The 15360-nt window shown below is 52.1% G+C and carries 19 protein-coding genes; 14 read left to right on the top strand and 5 right to left on the bottom strand.

The features are described 5' to 3' along the window. The first annotated feature begins 456 nt into the window (after positions 1-456). From GFC01_RS09275 to GFC01_RS09230, 11 genes are all read left to right on the top strand, one after another. A complete protein-coding gene (locus GFC01_RS09275; RefSeq protein WP_152946510.1) occupies positions 457-1485 on the top strand; it encodes a hypothetical protein in 1029 nt (342 codons plus the stop codon). A 128-nt stretch (positions 1486-1613) separates the two neighbouring features. Further along, a complete protein-coding gene (locus tag GFC01_RS09270; RefSeq protein WP_152946507.1) occupies positions 1614-1808 on the top strand; it encodes a hypothetical protein in 195 nt (64 codons plus the stop codon). A 44-nt stretch (positions 1809-1852) separates the two neighbouring features. After that, positions 1853-4585, top strand: a complete 2733-nt coding sequence (locus GFC01_RS09265; protein ID WP_423244381.1) for a UPF0182 family membrane protein — start codon at positions 1853-1855, stop codon at positions 4583-4585. 47 nt (positions 4586-4632) lie between these two features. Continuing rightward, complete coding sequence (locus tag GFC01_RS18770; protein WP_194174883.1) at positions 4633-4791, top strand: hypothetical protein; 159 nt, start codon at positions 4633-4635, stop codon at positions 4789-4791. Positions 4792-4914: 123 nt separating this feature from the next. Then, positions 4915-5688, top strand: a complete 774-nt coding sequence (locus tag GFC01_RS09260) for an alpha/beta fold hydrolase (protein WP_152946505.1) — start codon at positions 4915-4917, stop codon at positions 5686-5688. A 43-nt stretch (positions 5689-5731) separates the two neighbouring features. Next, on the top strand, positions 5732-6847 hold the full coding sequence (locus GFC01_RS09255; RefSeq protein ID WP_152946528.1) for a 6-phosphofructokinase: 1116 nt from the start codon (positions 5732-5734) through the stop codon (positions 6845-6847). A 26-nt stretch (positions 6848-6873) separates the two neighbouring features. After that, positions 6874-7350 (top strand): HAD family hydrolase, encoded by a 477-nt coding sequence (locus GFC01_RS09250; RefSeq protein WP_341473868.1) that lies wholly within the window; start codon positions 6874-6876, stop codon positions 7348-7350. Between the two features lie 24 nt (positions 7351-7374). After that, the gene (locus GFC01_RS09245; RefSeq protein ID WP_152946503.1) at positions 7375-7683 is read left to right on the top strand and encodes a late competence development ComFB family protein; all 309 of its coding nucleotides are present in this window, start codon (positions 7375-7377) and stop codon (positions 7681-7683) included. A 209-nt stretch (positions 7684-7892) separates the two neighbouring features. Further along, a complete protein-coding gene (locus GFC01_RS09240; RefSeq protein WP_152946501.1) occupies positions 7893-8363 on the top strand; it encodes a hypothetical protein in 471 nt (156 codons plus the stop codon). 115 nt (positions 8364-8478) lie between these two features. After that, entirely contained in the window at positions 8479-9639 is a 1161-nt protein-coding gene (locus GFC01_RS09235; RefSeq protein ID WP_152946499.1) for a glycosyltransferase family 4 protein, read from the top strand. 112 nt (positions 9640-9751) lie between these two features. Then, a complete protein-coding gene (locus tag GFC01_RS09230) occupies positions 9752-10285 on the top strand; it encodes a DUF2179 domain-containing protein (protein ID WP_152946497.1) in 534 nt (177 codons plus the stop codon). Positions 10286-10290: 5 nt separating this feature from the next. Here the strand turns inward: GFC01_RS09230 and GFC01_RS09225 are convergent, their stop codons facing one another. Both GFC01_RS09225 and GFC01_RS09220 read right to left on the bottom strand, forming a co-directional pair. Then, positions 10291-10575 (bottom strand): hypothetical protein, encoded by a 285-nt coding sequence (locus GFC01_RS09225; protein ID WP_152946495.1) that lies wholly within the window; start codon positions 10573-10575, stop codon positions 10291-10293. After that, positions 10556-10837: a hypothetical protein gene (locus tag GFC01_RS09220; RefSeq protein ID WP_152946493.1), complete on the bottom strand. Its 282-nt coding sequence runs from the start codon at positions 10835-10837 to the stop codon at positions 10556-10558. Before GFC01_RS09220 ends, GFC01_RS09225 begins: the two co-directional genes overlap by 20 nt. A gap of 873 nt (positions 10838-11710) precedes the next feature. On the opposite strand from GFC01_RS09220, the gene GFC01_RS09215 reads away from it, so the two are divergent. From GFC01_RS09215 to GFC01_RS09205, 3 genes are all read left to right on the top strand, one after another. After that, positions 11711-12538: a bactofilin family protein gene (locus GFC01_RS09215; RefSeq protein ID WP_152946491.1), complete on the top strand. Its 828-nt coding sequence runs from the start codon at positions 11711-11713 to the stop codon at positions 12536-12538. Positions 12539-12617: 79 nt separating this feature from the next. Further along, a complete protein-coding gene (locus GFC01_RS09210) occupies positions 12618-12842 on the top strand; it encodes a DUF1659 domain-containing protein (protein ID WP_152946489.1) in 225 nt (74 codons plus the stop codon). A 26-nt stretch (positions 12843-12868) separates the two neighbouring features. Further along, complete coding sequence (locus tag GFC01_RS09205) at positions 12869-13063, top strand: DUF2922 domain-containing protein (protein ID WP_152946487.1); 195 nt, start codon at positions 12869-12871, stop codon at positions 13061-13063. A 703-nt stretch (positions 13064-13766) separates the two neighbouring features. On the opposite strand, the gene GFC01_RS20175 is transcribed toward GFC01_RS09205, so the two are convergent. The 3 genes from GFC01_RS20175 to GFC01_RS19375 form a co-directional block, all read right to left on the bottom strand. Continuing rightward, the gene (locus GFC01_RS20175; RefSeq protein WP_423244380.1) at positions 13767-14366 is read right to left on the bottom strand and encodes a zinc dependent phospholipase C family protein; all 600 of its coding nucleotides are present in this window, start codon (positions 14364-14366) and stop codon (positions 13767-13769) included. A gap of 177 nt (positions 14367-14543) precedes the next feature. Then, positions 14544-14852, bottom strand: coding sequence for an STAS domain-containing protein (locus tag GFC01_RS09195; protein WP_152946484.1), 309 nt, complete (start codon positions 14850-14852; stop codon positions 14544-14546). A 239-nt stretch (positions 14853-15091) separates the two neighbouring features. Next, entirely contained in the window at positions 15092-15301 is a 210-nt protein-coding gene (locus GFC01_RS19375; protein WP_243137397.1) for a PHP domain-containing protein, read from the bottom strand. Positions 15302-15360 lie beyond the last annotated feature (59 nt).

The following is a 15360-nucleotide window of genomic DNA, read 5'->3' as shown; positions in this document are numbered from 1 at the left end:
CACCCGCCCCGGTCCCGCACCAGCAACCCTTTCCAGATCCGCGTTAAATTCCACTGCCGCTTCCTTGTTTGCCGGAGGTTTGGTGACAAATTGACGGTAGATTTTTCCGACCAAAGATTTCACCTGCCTTTTAAAATTAGTTTAACCGGACTTACAGGGTCCTATCAGGCCAGACGTTTGACAGGACAAGAATTAAAAAGTCATGTCTTTTTTTATCAGTTATTTTTTGCTATGCTAAAGATAGAATCCGCCGGGCGGAAAAAATAACGGGAAAGGAGTGAATACCCGGCCAGCTGTTTCAGTACACAAACACCGCCCCTGGACGGCGCCCCGCCCATCGGCAGGTAACAGCAGGTAACAGGCGGCGTAAAAAAAGGCCAGGGTGGACCCTCCAAAAACGACAAAAAAAACAGCACTGACCACGGACCATATATACATTGAAAGGCCGGGGAAAAAATGATTAGATTACAAAAAATCGTTAATGAAACAAAATTTCATAACCCCTTAAAAGGGTTTGCCCTCACCACCATTATCAATGAAATGAGGTTTGATCCCCTAACCGGGCAAAGGGTACGGATCATGCCCATGCGCAACCACAAGCTGCCCCGCCATGACTGGACCCCTTTTGTGGAAGAATCCCAAAAGAGGTTTTGCCCTTTCTGTCCCGGCCATCTGGAAAAGGCCACACCACGCTTTCCCGATGATATGATCCCCAGTGGCAGGCTTAAAGCAGGACAATCGGTGGTGGTACCAAACCTGACGCCGTATGAAATTTATGCCGCTGTGGCCGTAATGTGCCCGGATCACTATATAGCAATGGATAGCATAAGCCAGGAAATGATCATGGACAGCTTCCGGGCGGCTCTGGAGTTCCTGAAAGTGGCGGAGGCATACGACCCCCGGCGGGCCCGGTACGGATCCATCAGCTGGAATTACATGCCCTATTCCGGTGGCTCCATTATCCACCCCCACCTTCAGATTTTAAGCGGTCCGGAACCCTGCCGGTATGATGCCGAGCTAATCAGCCACAGCGCGGCCTATCTGAACCAGTACGGCCGGAACTTCTGGGCCGACTTACTGGAGTACGAACTGGATAAGGGAGAACGTTACCTGGGCAGGGTGGGCAATACCCACTGGCTGGCCACTTTTGCTCCCAGGGCATTATGTGACATTACAGCCATACTGCCCAACAGGGCCACCGTTGCCGATATTGAAGATCAGGACCTGCGGGATATGGCCGCAGGATTACAAAAGGTGATCCGCTATTATGATCAGTTAAACATCGCCAGCTTTAATGCCACCTTATACACCGCCCGCTCCGAAGACAATGGTTTCTGGGCCACCGTCCGCATTGTGGGACGCTATACCATTTTCCCCCTGGTGGGCAGTGATTACAGCCATTTACAGGTGTTGCACGATGAACCGTGGACACTCCATGTGCCGGAGGAAATGGCCGCAGAATTAAAGGAACATTTTAAACAGTAAAATACCACCTCCGACCCCTGGGGTTGCTGGTTATTTCATCCCATTGACACATGGGGGAAGGAAATTGCCATCCCATGGCGAATAAGTTTCATTATACGGGAATTCACATAAAGTGGGGAGGGGAGTTCGTGGCCGGAAGATGCATAATGTGTGGCCGGATGGTGGAAGTGGAACAATTTCATCCGGATCCCGAGGATGATTATTATGAAGAGGAAGAAAAAGAGCTGGCTCGCAAAAAGTCCCCCTTATTGATCTGTCAGTTTTGTGAAGCCAAACTACGCCATGAAGCCGATGAATCCCAGAAAAATCCCAAACCATTATAAAATCAACCAGCTGATTGAAGGGGGAGAATAACTTGTCCGCACCAGTGAATTTGAAGCGCACTTTTAAATTAATCGTCGTTTTACTCCTCCTTTTTCTTGTTTTCCTTGGCTGGGGAGCGCATTTTTATACGGATTGGCTCTGGTTTCAATCCCTGGGTTTTCAACGGGTGTTTTTAACCATTTTTATTTCCGGGTGGGGCATGTGTCTGGCCACTGCGGCCATAATTTTCCTCGTTCTTTTTATCAACCTGCTTTTAACCAGAAATACCATCATCCAGGCTGCCGCCAGCAGACCGGTCAATGAAGGGGATGTCATTACCATCAGCCAGCCCTCCTGGAGTAAATATGCCCGCTCAGGGGCGATCACCCTGCTGGCCGCCCTGGTCAGTTTAATCCCGGCCGTCCTGGCCGGAATGGCCCTGTCGGACAGGTGGATCATTTTTCAGCAATTTTTCCACAGCACTCCCTTTAACATACAGGACCCCGTTTTCAACCGGGACGTGAGCTTTTATGTGTTTCAATTACCCCTGTACCAGTTTGTGTACCGGTTGCTGACAGGCACCCTATTGTTGAGCATTCTGGCGGTGGCCGGCATCTATATCCTGGCCGGGGGCGCCCAAAGGAATTTCAGCACCATTTTACAGAACCGGACCACCAGGTATCACCTGTCGGGGCTTCTAGCCGCCTTCTTTTTGTTGCGCGCCTGGGGATACCGCCTGGATCAATACCATTTGCTGTACTCGGAACGGGGGATTGTTTACGGTCCCGGGTACACAGACATCCACGCCAATCTGCTGGCCTATAAGATCCTGTTTGTAATCGCCCTTCTGGCTGCGACAGTGATGATTCTAAATGTGTTCCTTTCCCGGTTTCGACTGGTTCTTTTCACCCTGGGTGCCTGGTTGACCGCTTCTTTAATCCTCAGCGGCATTTACCCGGTGGCGGTACAAAAATTTATCGTTGTACCTACGGAAAGGGAAAAGGAAAAGCCGTACATTGAACAGAGCATCAAGTTCACCCGGCTGGCTTACAACTTAAACAAGGTCGAAAAAAAGACGTTCCCGGCCGGCCGCCGGCTTACGGCACAGGATGTCCAGGATAACCGGGATACCATAGAAAACATCCGGTTATGGGACTACCGGCCGCTACAACAAACATACAGCCAGCTGCAGGAAATGCGTCCCTACTACGAATTAAAAAATATTGATATAGACCGTTATACCATTGACGGTCGTTACCGCCAGGTTATGGTGGCCGCCCGGGAATTAAACCAGGATCAGCTACCACCCCAGGCCAAGTTATGGGTGAACCAGCATATGGAATACACCCATGGTTACGGGATCGCCATGAGTACGGTAAATGAAGTGACCCGGGAGGGTTTACCCCAGTTCCTGGTAAAGGATATTCCTCCCACCACCCACACGGACCTGAAAATCAACCGACCACAAATTTATTTCGGCGAAACCACCAACAACTACGTGGTGGTTAACACCAAAAGCCCGGAATTCGACTACCCCAAGGGGGACGAAAATGCATGGAACACCTATGAAGGGGAAAAGGGGGTGCATATCGGCTCACCGAGCCGGCGCATACTTTTTGCCCTGTCTTTTAAAGACTACCGGTTACTGCTCGCCGGGGGCATTACCAGCAACAGCCAGGTATTGTATTACCGCAACATCCGGGATCGTGTTCCCAAACTGATGCCCTTCCTGACCTACGACAGCGACCCGTACATCGTGGTGGCCAGTGGCAAACTTTACTGGATATGGGACGCCTACACCACCACGGACATGTTCCCTTACGCAGAACCATACAACCACAAGCTGAATTATATTCGCAACGCCGTGAAAGTGGTTATCGACGCCTATGACGGGAGCGTTAATTTTTACCTGGCCGACCAGGAAGATCCCATTATCCAGACCTATAGCAAGATCTTCCCGGGAGTTTTCCAGCCCCTTTCCGCCATGCCCGCGGAATTAAAAAAGCACATCCGTTACCCGGAAGATTACTTTATGATTCAAGCCCGGAAGTACGCCGTATATCATATGGAAGACTACCGCGTCTTTTATAACAAAGAAGATAAATGGGATATACCCACCGAGATAATTGAAGACAAGGAAAAGCCAATGGAAGCATATTATACCATTACCAGGCTACCGGGGGAAAGGGAACCGGAATATATTCAAATTATGCCCTTTGTTCCCCAGAACAAAAAGAACATGGTGGCCTGGCTGGCCGGACGGTCCGACGGGGAGAATTACGGACGATTGTTGGTATACGAATTTCCCAAGCAGGAACTGGTTTACGGCCCCATGCAAATTGAGGCCCGTATTAACCAGGATACCACCATCTCCCAGCAAATCTCCCTGTGGGACCAGCGGGGGTCCCGGGTCTTCAGGGGTAATTTGCTGGTAATTCCGGTGAAAGACGCCCTGTTGTATGTGAAACCACTGTACCTGCAAGCGGAACAGAGCAAAATGCCCGAATTGCGCCGGGTAATTGTGGTTCACGGGGACCGGGTGGTAATGGAACCCTCCCTGGCCGAAGCTTTACCAAAAATTTTTGGAGCGAACGGGGAGATACCCCGGACATCCGAAGGGGAACAACAGCAGAATACCACTGATAATAATCAATCCGTTGCTCAACTGGCCAGTGAAGCCAGCCGGCTGTATGATGAAGCCATGGAACGGCTAAAAACAGGTGACTGGGCCGGTTATGGCCAATCCCTGAAACAATTGAAGAGCATCCTGGACGATTTAAAATCAAAGGCTAAATAAACGCCGGAATATTTAAAAGCACCTTAAATATAAGGGAGGGAAGAACCATGTTTTTCGAACACTGGTGGCAGGGGTTGGTTTTTGGGGTGGTAACCAGCGTGGCCATGCTGGTAATCGCCAACTTCCTGGGAACTATGTGGCAGAAGTATGAGGACGTGCCTGAAAAACCGGCATCTCACGGATGCGATGCCCACGGTCACCATTAAGGGGTGCCATGTATTATGCCATGTATTAAAGGAAGCCCTTTCCTTGCCCGGTATGACAGCAGTGGCCTTTCTTAACTTTTACCGGTTCTGACACCGGTAATTTTTTCTCTGGAGGGGTTGTCCATGCCTTTCGTCACTATTGACGGCACCAACTATCATTACGCTGCCGGAATGCCCGTAGATAAAGAACCCCGTCAAACCATCGTGTTTGTCCATGGAGCAGGGGGGAGTCACCGCCACTGGTTGCCCCAGCTTAACTTTTTCAAAGACGATTACCTGGTCATGGCCGTAGATCTGCCCGGTCACGGCCAGTCGGGGGGTGAGAGCGCCGACCGGGTAAGCACCTACCGGGAATTCATTTTTTCCTTTGCGGAAAAATTAATCGGGCACCCTTTCTTCCTGGCCGGACATTCCATGGGCGGAGCCATTACCCTGGACTTTGCCCGTTGTTATCCCGAAAAACTGGCCGGCATGCTCCTTATCGGTACCGGTGCCCGCCTGCGGGTTTTGCCCGACCTGCTGGACGCCTTTGCCAGGGGGGAAATCCCCGGGAATCTGGCGTCCCTGGCCTATGGCCGCAGTGCCCCGCCATCACTGCTGGAAGCGGCCCGGGAGGAAATAAAAAATGTTTCGTCCCTGGTCTTTTTGAGGGACTACACCGCCTGTGACAATTTTGACCTGATGGCCGAATTGCCGGCTATTGAGGTGCCGGCCCTGGCGGTTACCGGCGATGAGGATCGTCTAACCCCGGTAAAATACGGGCGGTACCTGGCGGAAAAACTACCCAGGGCGCACCTGGAGGTCATTCCGGAAGCGGGACATATGGTTATGCTGGAAAAACCCGCCGAGCTGAACCGGGTTATTGATCAATTCCTGAAGGAAAGACCGCTCTGGTAAGCTGACGGTTTGCAGTAAATACTAAAAAACAACCATGGATATTATGGAGGTGAAGGGGCAAGTGACCCCGGGAAAAATAAAACGCATTGGTGTATTAACCGGCGGGGGTGATGCGCCGGGATTGAACGCGGTAATTCGGGCGGTGGTAAAAACGGCCATCAGGGAATACGGCCTTTCCGTGGTGGGTTTTTTAAACGGCTTTGGCGGTCTGATTAAAAACCAGGCCCGGGAACTTAGCGAAAAGGATGTGGTGGGTATTCTGCCCCGGGGGGGAACCATCCTGGGTACCACCAACCGGGACAACCCCTTCCATTATCCGGTTATAAAGGGTGGTAAAAAGGAATTTGTGGATGTGTCCGATCGTATATTCGAAAATGTCAGCATCCACGGCGTGGACGCCCTGGTGATCATTGGCGGCGATGGCAGCCTGGCCATTGCCAAGGAACTGTACGCCAAAGGACTGCCGGTGGTGGGAGTGCCCAAAACCATTGACAATGATCTCCTGGCCACGGACCAGACCTTTGGTTTTGATACCGCCCTGACCACCGCCACCGAAGCCCTGGACAAGCTCCATACTACTGCTGAATCCCACCACCGGGTAATGGTGCTGGAAGTTATGGGGCGTTATGCCGGCTGGATCGCCCTGGCGGCCGGAGTGGCCGGCGGTGCCGATGTAATTCTTATACCGGAAATACCCTACGATATAAAAAAGGTTATCGACCAGATCAACCAGAGGGAAATGCAGGGTAAAAAGTTCAGTATCGTCGTGGTGGCTGAAGGAGCCAGACCGGTAGGGGGAGAAATGGTGGTCCACAAAAGGGTGGAGGATAGCTTCGATCCCATCCGCTTAGGAGGAATCGGCAACGTGGTATCCCAACAGGTGGAGGAAGCCACCGGTAAGGAAACCAGGGTAACGGTTTTGGGCCATCTGCAACGGGGAGGTTCCCCATCGGCCTACGACCGTATTCTGGCTACCCGTTATGGAACAGGGGCGGTGCGGCTGCTCATGGAGAAGCGCTTTGGGGAAATGGTCTGCCTGCAGGGAGCCACCATTTCTTCAGTACCCCTGGAGGAGGCTGCTGGCAAAATCCGCCAGGTACCCCTGAACAGTGATTTGCTTCTTTCGGCACGACAGCTGGGCATCTGCCTGGGGGATTAATTAACATGCAATAAAATACTGGGGGGATGGATTTGCTTACCGTGGAGATTCCAGGGCGGGGAAAGCTGGAAATAGAACATCTGGTTCTGGATTTTAACGGAACCATGGCCGTCGATGGAACTTTGCTGCCGGGTGTGGAAGAAAGGTTGAATACCCTGTCCGAACAATTAACCATTCACATTCTTACTGCCGATACCTTCGGTACAGGGCAACAGGCCTGCCGGAACATCAGGGGCAGCGTACACATCCTGTCCCCCGGCGAAGGAAGCACTCAAAAGGAAGCATTCATCACCCGCCTGGGAGAGAACCGTACCGCAACCGTGGGTAACGGCACCAATGACACCCGGATGCTGAAAAAAGCAGCCCTGGGCATAGTGGTGCTGGGGCCGGAGGGAACATCCGTGCAGGCCCTGCTGGCAGCCGATGTGGTGGTGAGAGACATCTGTGATGGCCTGGATATGTTGCTGCATCCCAAACGTCTGGTGGCTACCCTGCGTACATAGGGCAGGGGAAAGGAGGTTTTAGCCATGGTTTACAACTATACGGAAGAAGCGGTGCGCAGGATATTACCCGACGTATTAAAGGAGTATACCAGGAATAACCCGGGAGTTTGCACCTGTGCCCGCTGCCAGGAAGACATCCTGGCCCTATCCCTAAACCAGTTGCCACCCCATTATGTGGCCACCGACGAAGGAACCATCTTTACCAAAGTTAGCTTCGATCAGATCGGGGGCAAGGCTCAGGTGGTGGCCGCCATTACCAACGCCATCAAGCGGGTGGTGGCCAATCCCAGGCATAAAAACCCGATTTCCGGATCGGCTGAATATATGGAATAGCAGAAAACTTATCACCAGCGCCCTCCGTAGCCGGGCCAGGCCATACGGAAGGGCATTTATTTTTTTCGTGATCCGTTATCTGTTTTGTCCTTTAAAGTTAAAGTCGAAAATTTTTCCTTATTCAGCAATAGTAACCATAATTTAACAAGGTACCCGGCCCTCCCCGGTCGAATACTATTTCAGAAGCTCATACCGGGGAGGGAGAAATAATGTTCATGAAAAATGTAGCGCTGGTTTTGTACCTGCTGCTAATGCCATGGATGTTAACGGCAGGGGAGGGGAGCACTCTGCACCGGACTGCCATACCGGCAGAAGAGAGGGAAATAATAGCTGTAATTCGGGGAGCGGTGGAAGACGATTCCTGGTGGCAAGCCGGAAACGTTGGAGAAGTGAGAGCGGTATTATCACGCTATTATGCCGAACCCCTTTTATCCCATTTGAGCGAACAGGCATGGCAATTTATCGCCCAACCCACAGACTGGTATAGCCGGACCACAGTCACCCATACCGGGATATACTGGCAAAGTAATCGGGAAGCCATAGTACAGGCCTCCTTGCTCAGTGAAGACGTTACCAGCGGGGAGAAGATACGGGGAGAGGCTGATTTTAGTTTACATAAATCAGAAGCGGGCTGGCACATAACCCGGGCCGTTTTCCGGTGGGATATTCCAGGGGAATAAACCGTGCCACCACCAATCAGAATATGTTATAATAAGTAACAGCAAGCCTGCACAAACCACTTCCTTCGAAAATAGTCGTTGGTCGTTAAAGGGGTGGATTAAAGGGGTGGATTGATTGAAAATTGCCGTCTTTACCGATAGCTACCGTCCCTACACCAGTGGGGTAGTGCATTCCATAGAAACATTTACCTGCGAACTGACTGCCCTGGGACATGAAATCTACATATTTGCTCCCAGTTATCCCCATTGCCGCAATGAAAATAGAGTTTTCCGTTTTCCATCCATTCCCGCTCCTACCAACAGGGATTTCACCCTGGCCATACCCTTCTCCCCACGATTAAATTCAGTAATCAGCAAATGGCAGCCGGACATCATTCACGTACATTCACCTTTTTTGCTGGGCCAGGTGGGAGCCCGTTTTGCCCGTAAATTGGGAGTACCACTGGTCTTTACCTTTCATACTTTATATGATCACTATGTACATTACGTACCCTTTGCCCGCAACCTCACCCGGGCATTAACCAGGCGCTATTGCCGGGATTTTTGTAACCAGTGCCATTTGGTAATTACGCCCACGTCGGTCATCGGTAAACATTTAAAAGAAATGGGTGTGAAAACAAGGATCTGCAATATTCCCACGGGCATCAAACTGGAGGATTTTGCAGAGGCTGATAGTAACTGGCTACAAAGCCAATTTGGTTTGAACCGGGAGGAAAAAATACTTCTTTTTGTGGGGCGTTTGGGGCGTGAAAAAAATATCGATTTCTTACTTAAAGCTTTCGCCCGTATAACTAAGGAACTGCCCCAAACCAGATTGGTGCTGGTGGGGGGGGGACCGGAGGAAAGTAACTTAAAAAAACTGGCAACCCGGCTGGGGATAGCATCACGGGTACTGTTTACCGGTCCCCTTGCCCGAATGGAAGTGATTAAATGCTACCGGAGCGCCGATTTGTTTGTCTTTGCCTCCAAGACGGAAACCCAGGGTCTGGTACTGGCCGAAGCCAGGGCTTCCGGTTTGCCAGTGGTGGCCGTAAAGGCCTTTGGCACCAGCGAGATGGTAGTGGATGGGGATGACGGCTTCCTGACCGGAGAAAGCATACCGGAATTCACAAGCCATATTAAAAAGCTGCTGGCGGAGGACGATCTGCGGCAAAGGATGTCCGTCCGGGCCCGGATTAATGCCCAATCCCTTTCTTCCCGTAACTGCGCGCTGAAACTATCCAGCGAATATAGCACCCTCCTGGAGAATAAAAACTTTTTGCGAAAGACCGTATAAAGTAATCGTAAAAAGCGAGAGGAAATGAGACGTTTGTATCGAATAAAAAAAGCCGGGGACACCTGGAGTGTTCCCGGTTTTGTTTATGTTTTCCACCAGGAGGGAGACAAACTTGGAATGGCTAACTCTTTTGGGCGGATATCTATTTATTTTCACCGCCCGGGTAGTGGATATGTCCCTGGACGTGGTCCGCGTATTGATGCTCATGCGGGATAAGAGGCTGCTGGCCGCAATGGTGGGGTTTGTGGAGGTAAGCGTCTTTATTCTGGCCCTCAACCAGGTGCTGGCGGGAGGGTTGACTGATCCGGGAAAGGTGATTGCCTACGCCGGCGGCTTCGCCACCGGCAACTACGTGGGAAGCATCATTGAAAACCGCCTGGCCCTGGGATATTTGACCCTGCAGCTTTTTCCGGCCCCGGACCGGGCAACCAGGTTCATCGAAATTTTCCGCCAGGCCGGCTTCGGGGTGTCCAGCGTATGCTGTCAGGGACGATACGGTGAAAGGAACATACTTTTTGTCCTGCTGAAACGCCGGGACCTGCAACGGGCACTTTCCTTGTTGGACGAAGTCGATCCGGGTACCTTTTTCAGTGTTTCAGACGCCCGTCAGATCCACGGCGGCATTTTCCCCAGGAAAGGTAAATAGGACAGCTACCGGGGAACGGCCAGTAATTCTTGTTCCATAAAGTTACTGCGCATGGCACCCGTGTTGGGTGTAACCGGTCGCTGGTCCAGGGGAACCACTGCAGGAGAACCATTCAAACCGGTCACCACCAAATATTCCTGACCGGTCCGGTTATCCCTGATTACGGTAAAACCACCGATATTTCTGGTCTCTTTATGCTCGAAAATAACCTCAAAACGGGGAGCAGTTGTCCCCTCCGCTTGACTTTGCGCCGGTAAACCGGAAACAGGATTACGGGAACAACCTACCAATAATGTCCCCATAAGGAGCAACAAGATAATCCACCATCCCTTGAAAATGAAAACCGCCCCCTAAATTAATTAAATTTAAAAAGGTTTGTAACTCTCCAAAATGCCACTGCGATTGACTCCATTTTTTGTCTTTATCATCTTTATTATCATCTTTATTAATTGACAGTATTAATTGACAGTATTCTTTAACTGCACCTTTTAAGCCCAACAAATGCCCCAACCCTAAAATAGTATATTCCAGCAACCAAATGATGTCAATCACCAGCAGCCATTAGACTAGCCATGGGATGACGATGTGATCACCTTAACCGATATGGTCTAAAACCCCCGCGCGTGCACCGGCCTTATCAACCACCACCGGGCCGCCGCGCGTCCCGTAAGTACCACCGGCCTTATCAACCACCACAAGTATTATGTCGACCTGTTCCGCCCGGCAAATACGCGTTCCAGGCGAAGACGCAACGTAGCCACGCCCAAAGGCCGGCGCGAGCCTGCGGCCCGCTTTACGGCACCTGTATCAAAGGGCCGGCCGGTTGCATCCTGTGGGCCTGCCGGCCGCCGCAGGGCCGCCCCGGGCCATTGCAGGCGCAGTGCCGGCCAGTAACCTTACAAGGGCGGTTGACATAATGCCGACTTCATCGGCCCCGCTGACCCCGGATCTTTGCTTCCTGGCTGCGGGGCGGATAAGGCGTATTATGTTCAACCAGCCATGGCGCAAGTCCCAACGGAGCCACCTGGTTCATGCAAGCCGTTGCCGGAGTGGTTCCAGCCCCGAACCGGTACGTTTAGACCTGCCGAAAGCCAGGGCCACGGCACCGGCCCCGGGAGAACCACCAGGCCCACGGCAGCCTGGGGGAGAAGCATATCACTGCCGCCCGCCGGGCAAGCCTGCCGGGAGAAAACAGGGACCCCGGCCGCCGTACGGCACCGGCCACGGGGGAAAGGAAACCCCCCGCTGCCAGCAGGGACACCGGCCTCCCTGGACTAACAGCTCCGGAAGAAAGGAAGCCTTCCTCACCGGTATCGATCAAAACCCCGGTACTATATACGGGTGAGGGGGTTTTCTTATGGAAGCCTTCCTCGCCGGTACTGCTCAAAACCCCGATACTATATACGGGTGAGAGGAGGCTTCAGAATGGAGCGCAAGTGGAACACCGTTGCCATCACCCTGACCTTTCGCCGTGAGCCCGATTACATCGACGTTGACAAGGCAATTGACCGGTTGTTCAATGCATTGCGGGCCGTTGCCCGGCGCAAGGAGTGGCGGTACAGGCTGTCCCTTTCCTTATGTCTCATTGACCCCCGGACCGGCCGGGAAGTTGCCCCTCACATCCACGGCACACTGACTGCCTGCCCGGGTTCCACGGTTGCCGACTGGATCCATCGTTACTGGCACCGCCGTCAAGGAATCGTCCACTGGGTGACGGCAGATGACCCCGCCGGCTGGGAGCAGTACATTGACAAGCAGAGGACCTTTACACGGACGCAAACCAATATGGCTCAACAGCCCACCCCGCCAGCCCTCATGTCTCAAAGCCAGACGGTCTCCAGCCAGACGGCCGGGGACTACCAACTGGATGCTGGTGTAAACAATAAGCTTATGGATAACGGTAACCTTGAAGACATCGTTAATGACGATAGGCTAGAGGGTAACGGTAACCCCATTGATGACGATAACCCTGTTGATTCGGCCACTCCCGTGGTTATCCACGGTGGCCTTGCAGTCCACGGCGATCTGGTGGTTCGCGGCCGGCTGTCCGTTCACGGCAATCTGGAAGTGAGCGGCCGGCTGACTGTTCCATTTGACCTGGAAATCCACGGTGATCTGGTGGTTCACGGCAATTTGACCGTCCACGGTGACCTTTCGCCCCCCGAAGGAGGCGGTAATCATGCTGCGCCAGCTCATTGGCCCGGGCCTGGCCCTTTCGGTCCTGTGTGCTTGCATCATCTACCTGGCCCTTAAGTAAGGGCGGGACCTTTAATGCGCGCCCGCAGGCGCGCTTCCTTAAACCCGCGTAAAACTTACAAAAGGAGGAATCCCAATGGCCGTCAATGCCATTCCTACTGGCAAGTCCGTAGTCCTGACCCTGCAGACCGGCGTGGACGAAAACGGCAACCCGAAGTATAAGCACCTTACTTACTCCGGCCTGAAGCTGGATGCCACCGACCAGCAGGTCTGGGATTTTGCCCAGGCCATCGCCGGTCTCCAGAAGTTTACTCTGAATCAGGTGGGCGAGATTAACCGCGCCCGTCTGGTCCAGGCTTAATTCTTAATTAAGGGGGGAAATGATTCATGACCTACTTGCGCTTGACTTTTCAGGTTAGTGACGGCACTCGTAAGACTCTTCGCGTCCCTGACCCTAAGGATGACATCACGAAGGAACAGATCCAGCAGGGCGCCCAGGCGATAATCAATGCCAACGTCTTCTACCCGGCCTTGACCGAGCTGGTGGACAGCGACGTGGTCGTGGTAACCGACCTGGTCTAAAACCCCCGCGCGTGCACCGGCCCTGTCAAACCACCACCGGGCCGCCGCGCGTCCCGTAAGTACCACCGGCCTTATCAACCACCACAAGTATTATGTCAGCCTGTCCCGCCCGGCAAATACGTGTTCCAAGCGAAGACGCAACGTAGCCACGCCCAAAGGCCGGCGCGAGCCTGCGGCCCGCTTTACGGCACCTGTATCAAAGGGCCGGCCGGTTGCATCCTGTGGGCCTGCCGGCCGCCGCAGGGCCGCCCCGGGCCATTGCAGGCGCAGTGCCGGCCAGTAACCTTACAAGGGCGGTTGACATAATACTTATTATAGGAACCATTATCCAATTCACAAACACTACAACAAAACATTCGCAGCAATATCACAGATTTTCCTTCTAATACCAGCATATACATCGCAGTATTCATCCCATTCAGGCCGGACTTGCCGTCGTCCGTTCTATTTTTAGCTGTCCATTTTATTATTTTATTATTTATTATTTTATTAGAGTGGACAATAAAAATCATTATTCGTTCGCCAAACGGACCCATCCGATTGTTTAAAGGAAAATTGTTACGGCGAAATGATTTACCCGTCTCCACCAACCGGTAATCTTTCCCCGTTTATAAAAATAAAAAAGAGGACTGGCGGTATAAATTCCGCAGTCCTTTTATAGTGAAGAAGGAGGTAGTGGGCTATGGTTGTTTACATAAACTGTTTACATAATCCTGGAGCAAAAAAATTGAATGAATCCGGCGGTGGTTCGCTGGGCCCGACCTAAAAGAACTTCCGTTACTTCGTGGTATTCCTGCTGGCAAATCCGGGGATAATAATTCTTGGCCAAACGGGCGTTGGCGTATACCCACTGGCCCGGACTACCTGCCACCTGATAAAGCCCACCATTACTGATCCGAAAGAACCCGCAATTTTCTTTCACCCAGGTTTCATATTGTTGGTGCCCATTGAAAGGAATCCCACAGGCATGATGGGGAACGCAGAGGTCCTGGACCAGATGAGCAGCCGCCCCCAGGAAGAAGAAGGCAACCTCTTTCCTACCCTTCACCCACCACTCCATGGCCCGTTGAAAATATGTCTCGCACTCTGAAGCCGCGTCCGGCCACGAACCGATACCCCTCCCGGACGAAGGATCCAGATAATGAGCGAAACATTTCCACCCCCGATCCGCCCATAGGGTACCCCGGTTAAACATTATAAAATGCTTGCGTAATAATCTGGCCTCTCCGGTTCGGCCATCCTGCTCCAATATGGATACGGCCTGTTGGTTACAAAAGGTGTGGGTTATTCCCCCTCGATCCACCAGATTTTGCAAAGGACCGGCCACAGCTAAAAGCAGCTTGGCTACCGCCCATGTAGAGGGACTGATCACCGGATGGCTCTTCCTCCTGTCGGATACTACTCCTCTAATATATTTATCATAACCGGTTCAAAGTAACCGGATTCATTTCGAAGTTACAGGCAGGGTATAAACTCACCATTACCCCACCTTACTGAATAGCTGCTTATCCAGCCAGAGCCGGGCACCCACCTGCAGAAACCTGGCCAGCACCTTATCCTGGGCATTGATCAGCTCAACCTGAATCCCCCGGTCGTTAAAACGGTCAATCATACCCAACAACTGGCTGACACCGGTTTCGTCAATGAACTCCAGCTCTCCCAGGTCCACCACCATGCGGCTTTCTTCCCTGGCCATTTCTTCCAGTGCCCTTTGCACCTTTTTAAAATGATGGTTAATTATAATACCACCCACATAAATGCGGCCCTGCTCCATCCAGATCTTAACCAAACAACTCACCTCCCGGGTCAATCTTAACACTAAAACATTAAGAATCCAGCAACCTGCAATTAAAAATCAGTTAATTTTTCTTTACATCCCCGGGAGGATTCCGGTCAGAACACTGCGTCAGCCGGAAGGAAAGCCACAACCGGCGTGAAACCCGGCCAGCACCAGATCCAGCCGGGAAAGGATTTCCACGGGCATATCCAGATTACCGTTACTGTCAATGATGTTGGCCTCCACACCCTTTAAATATGTATACCTTCAATTTCATCAGGCAGTGTTAGCAACTGGCTGAAATAATACTCATGGGGAGCGCCGGGCATATTCACTCCATGATCGGTGATCCCCAGCAGCTGCAATCCGGCAGCAGCGGCCGCTGAGGCCATCTCTTTAACCGTACTGAAGGCATGGCTGCTGGCAATGGTGTGGGTGTGTAAATCGGCCTGCAGTTCCATGGGTATTACCTCCCTTCCTGGCTGGTAGATTTATTATAGAACAGTTACGTTAACCCCGG

The sequence above is a fragment of the Desulfofundulus thermobenzoicus genome (assembly GCF_009428905.1).
Taxonomy (GTDB): Bacteria; Bacillota; Desulfotomaculia; order Desulfotomaculales; family Desulfovirgulaceae; genus Desulfofundulus_A; species Desulfofundulus_A thermobenzoicus.
Note: the sequence above shows the minus strand (reverse complement) of the source record. Positions and strands in the feature narration are given on the sequence as shown.

Bases quoted from the DNA above. Each gene is read 5' to 3' on its own strand.
- GFC01_RS09275 (WP_152946510.1), top strand. From the start codon at position 457: ATGATTAGATTACAAAAAATCGTTAATGAAACAAAATTTCATAACCCC.
- GFC01_RS18770 (WP_194174883.1), top strand. From the start codon at position 4,633: ATGTTTTTCGAACACTGGTGGCAGGGGTTGGTTTTTGGGGTGGTAACC.
- GFC01_RS09260 (WP_152946505.1), top strand. From the start codon at position 4,915: ATGCCTTTCGTCACTATTGACGGCACCAACTATCATTACGCTGCCGGA.
- GFC01_RS09255 (WP_152946528.1), top strand. From the start codon at position 5,732: ATGGAGGTGAAGGGGCAAGTGACCCCGGGAAAAATAAAACGCATTGGT.
- GFC01_RS09250 (WP_341473868.1), top strand. From the start codon at position 6,874: ATGGATTTGCTTACCGTGGAGATTCCAGGGCGGGGAAAGCTGGAAATA.
- GFC01_RS09245 (WP_152946503.1), top strand. From the start codon at position 7,375: ATGGTTTACAACTATACGGAAGAAGCGGTGCGCAGGATATTACCCGAC.
- GFC01_RS09240 (WP_152946501.1), top strand. From the start codon at position 7,893: ATGTTCATGAAAAATGTAGCGCTGGTTTTGTACCTGCTGCTAATGCCA.
- GFC01_RS09215 (WP_152946491.1), top strand. From the start codon at position 11,711: ATGGAGCGCAAGTGGAACACCGTTGCCATCACCCTGACCTTTCGCCGT.
- GFC01_RS09210 (WP_152946489.1), top strand. From the start codon at position 12,618: ATGGCCGTCAATGCCATTCCTACTGGCAAGTCCGTAGTCCTGACCCTG.
- GFC01_RS09205 (WP_152946487.1), top strand. From the start codon at position 12,869: ATGACCTACTTGCGCTTGACTTTTCAGGTTAGTGACGGCACTCGTAAG.
- GFC01_RS19375 (WP_243137397.1), bottom strand. From the start codon at position 15,301: ATGGAACTGCAGGCCGATTTACACACCCACACCATTGCCAGCAGCCAT.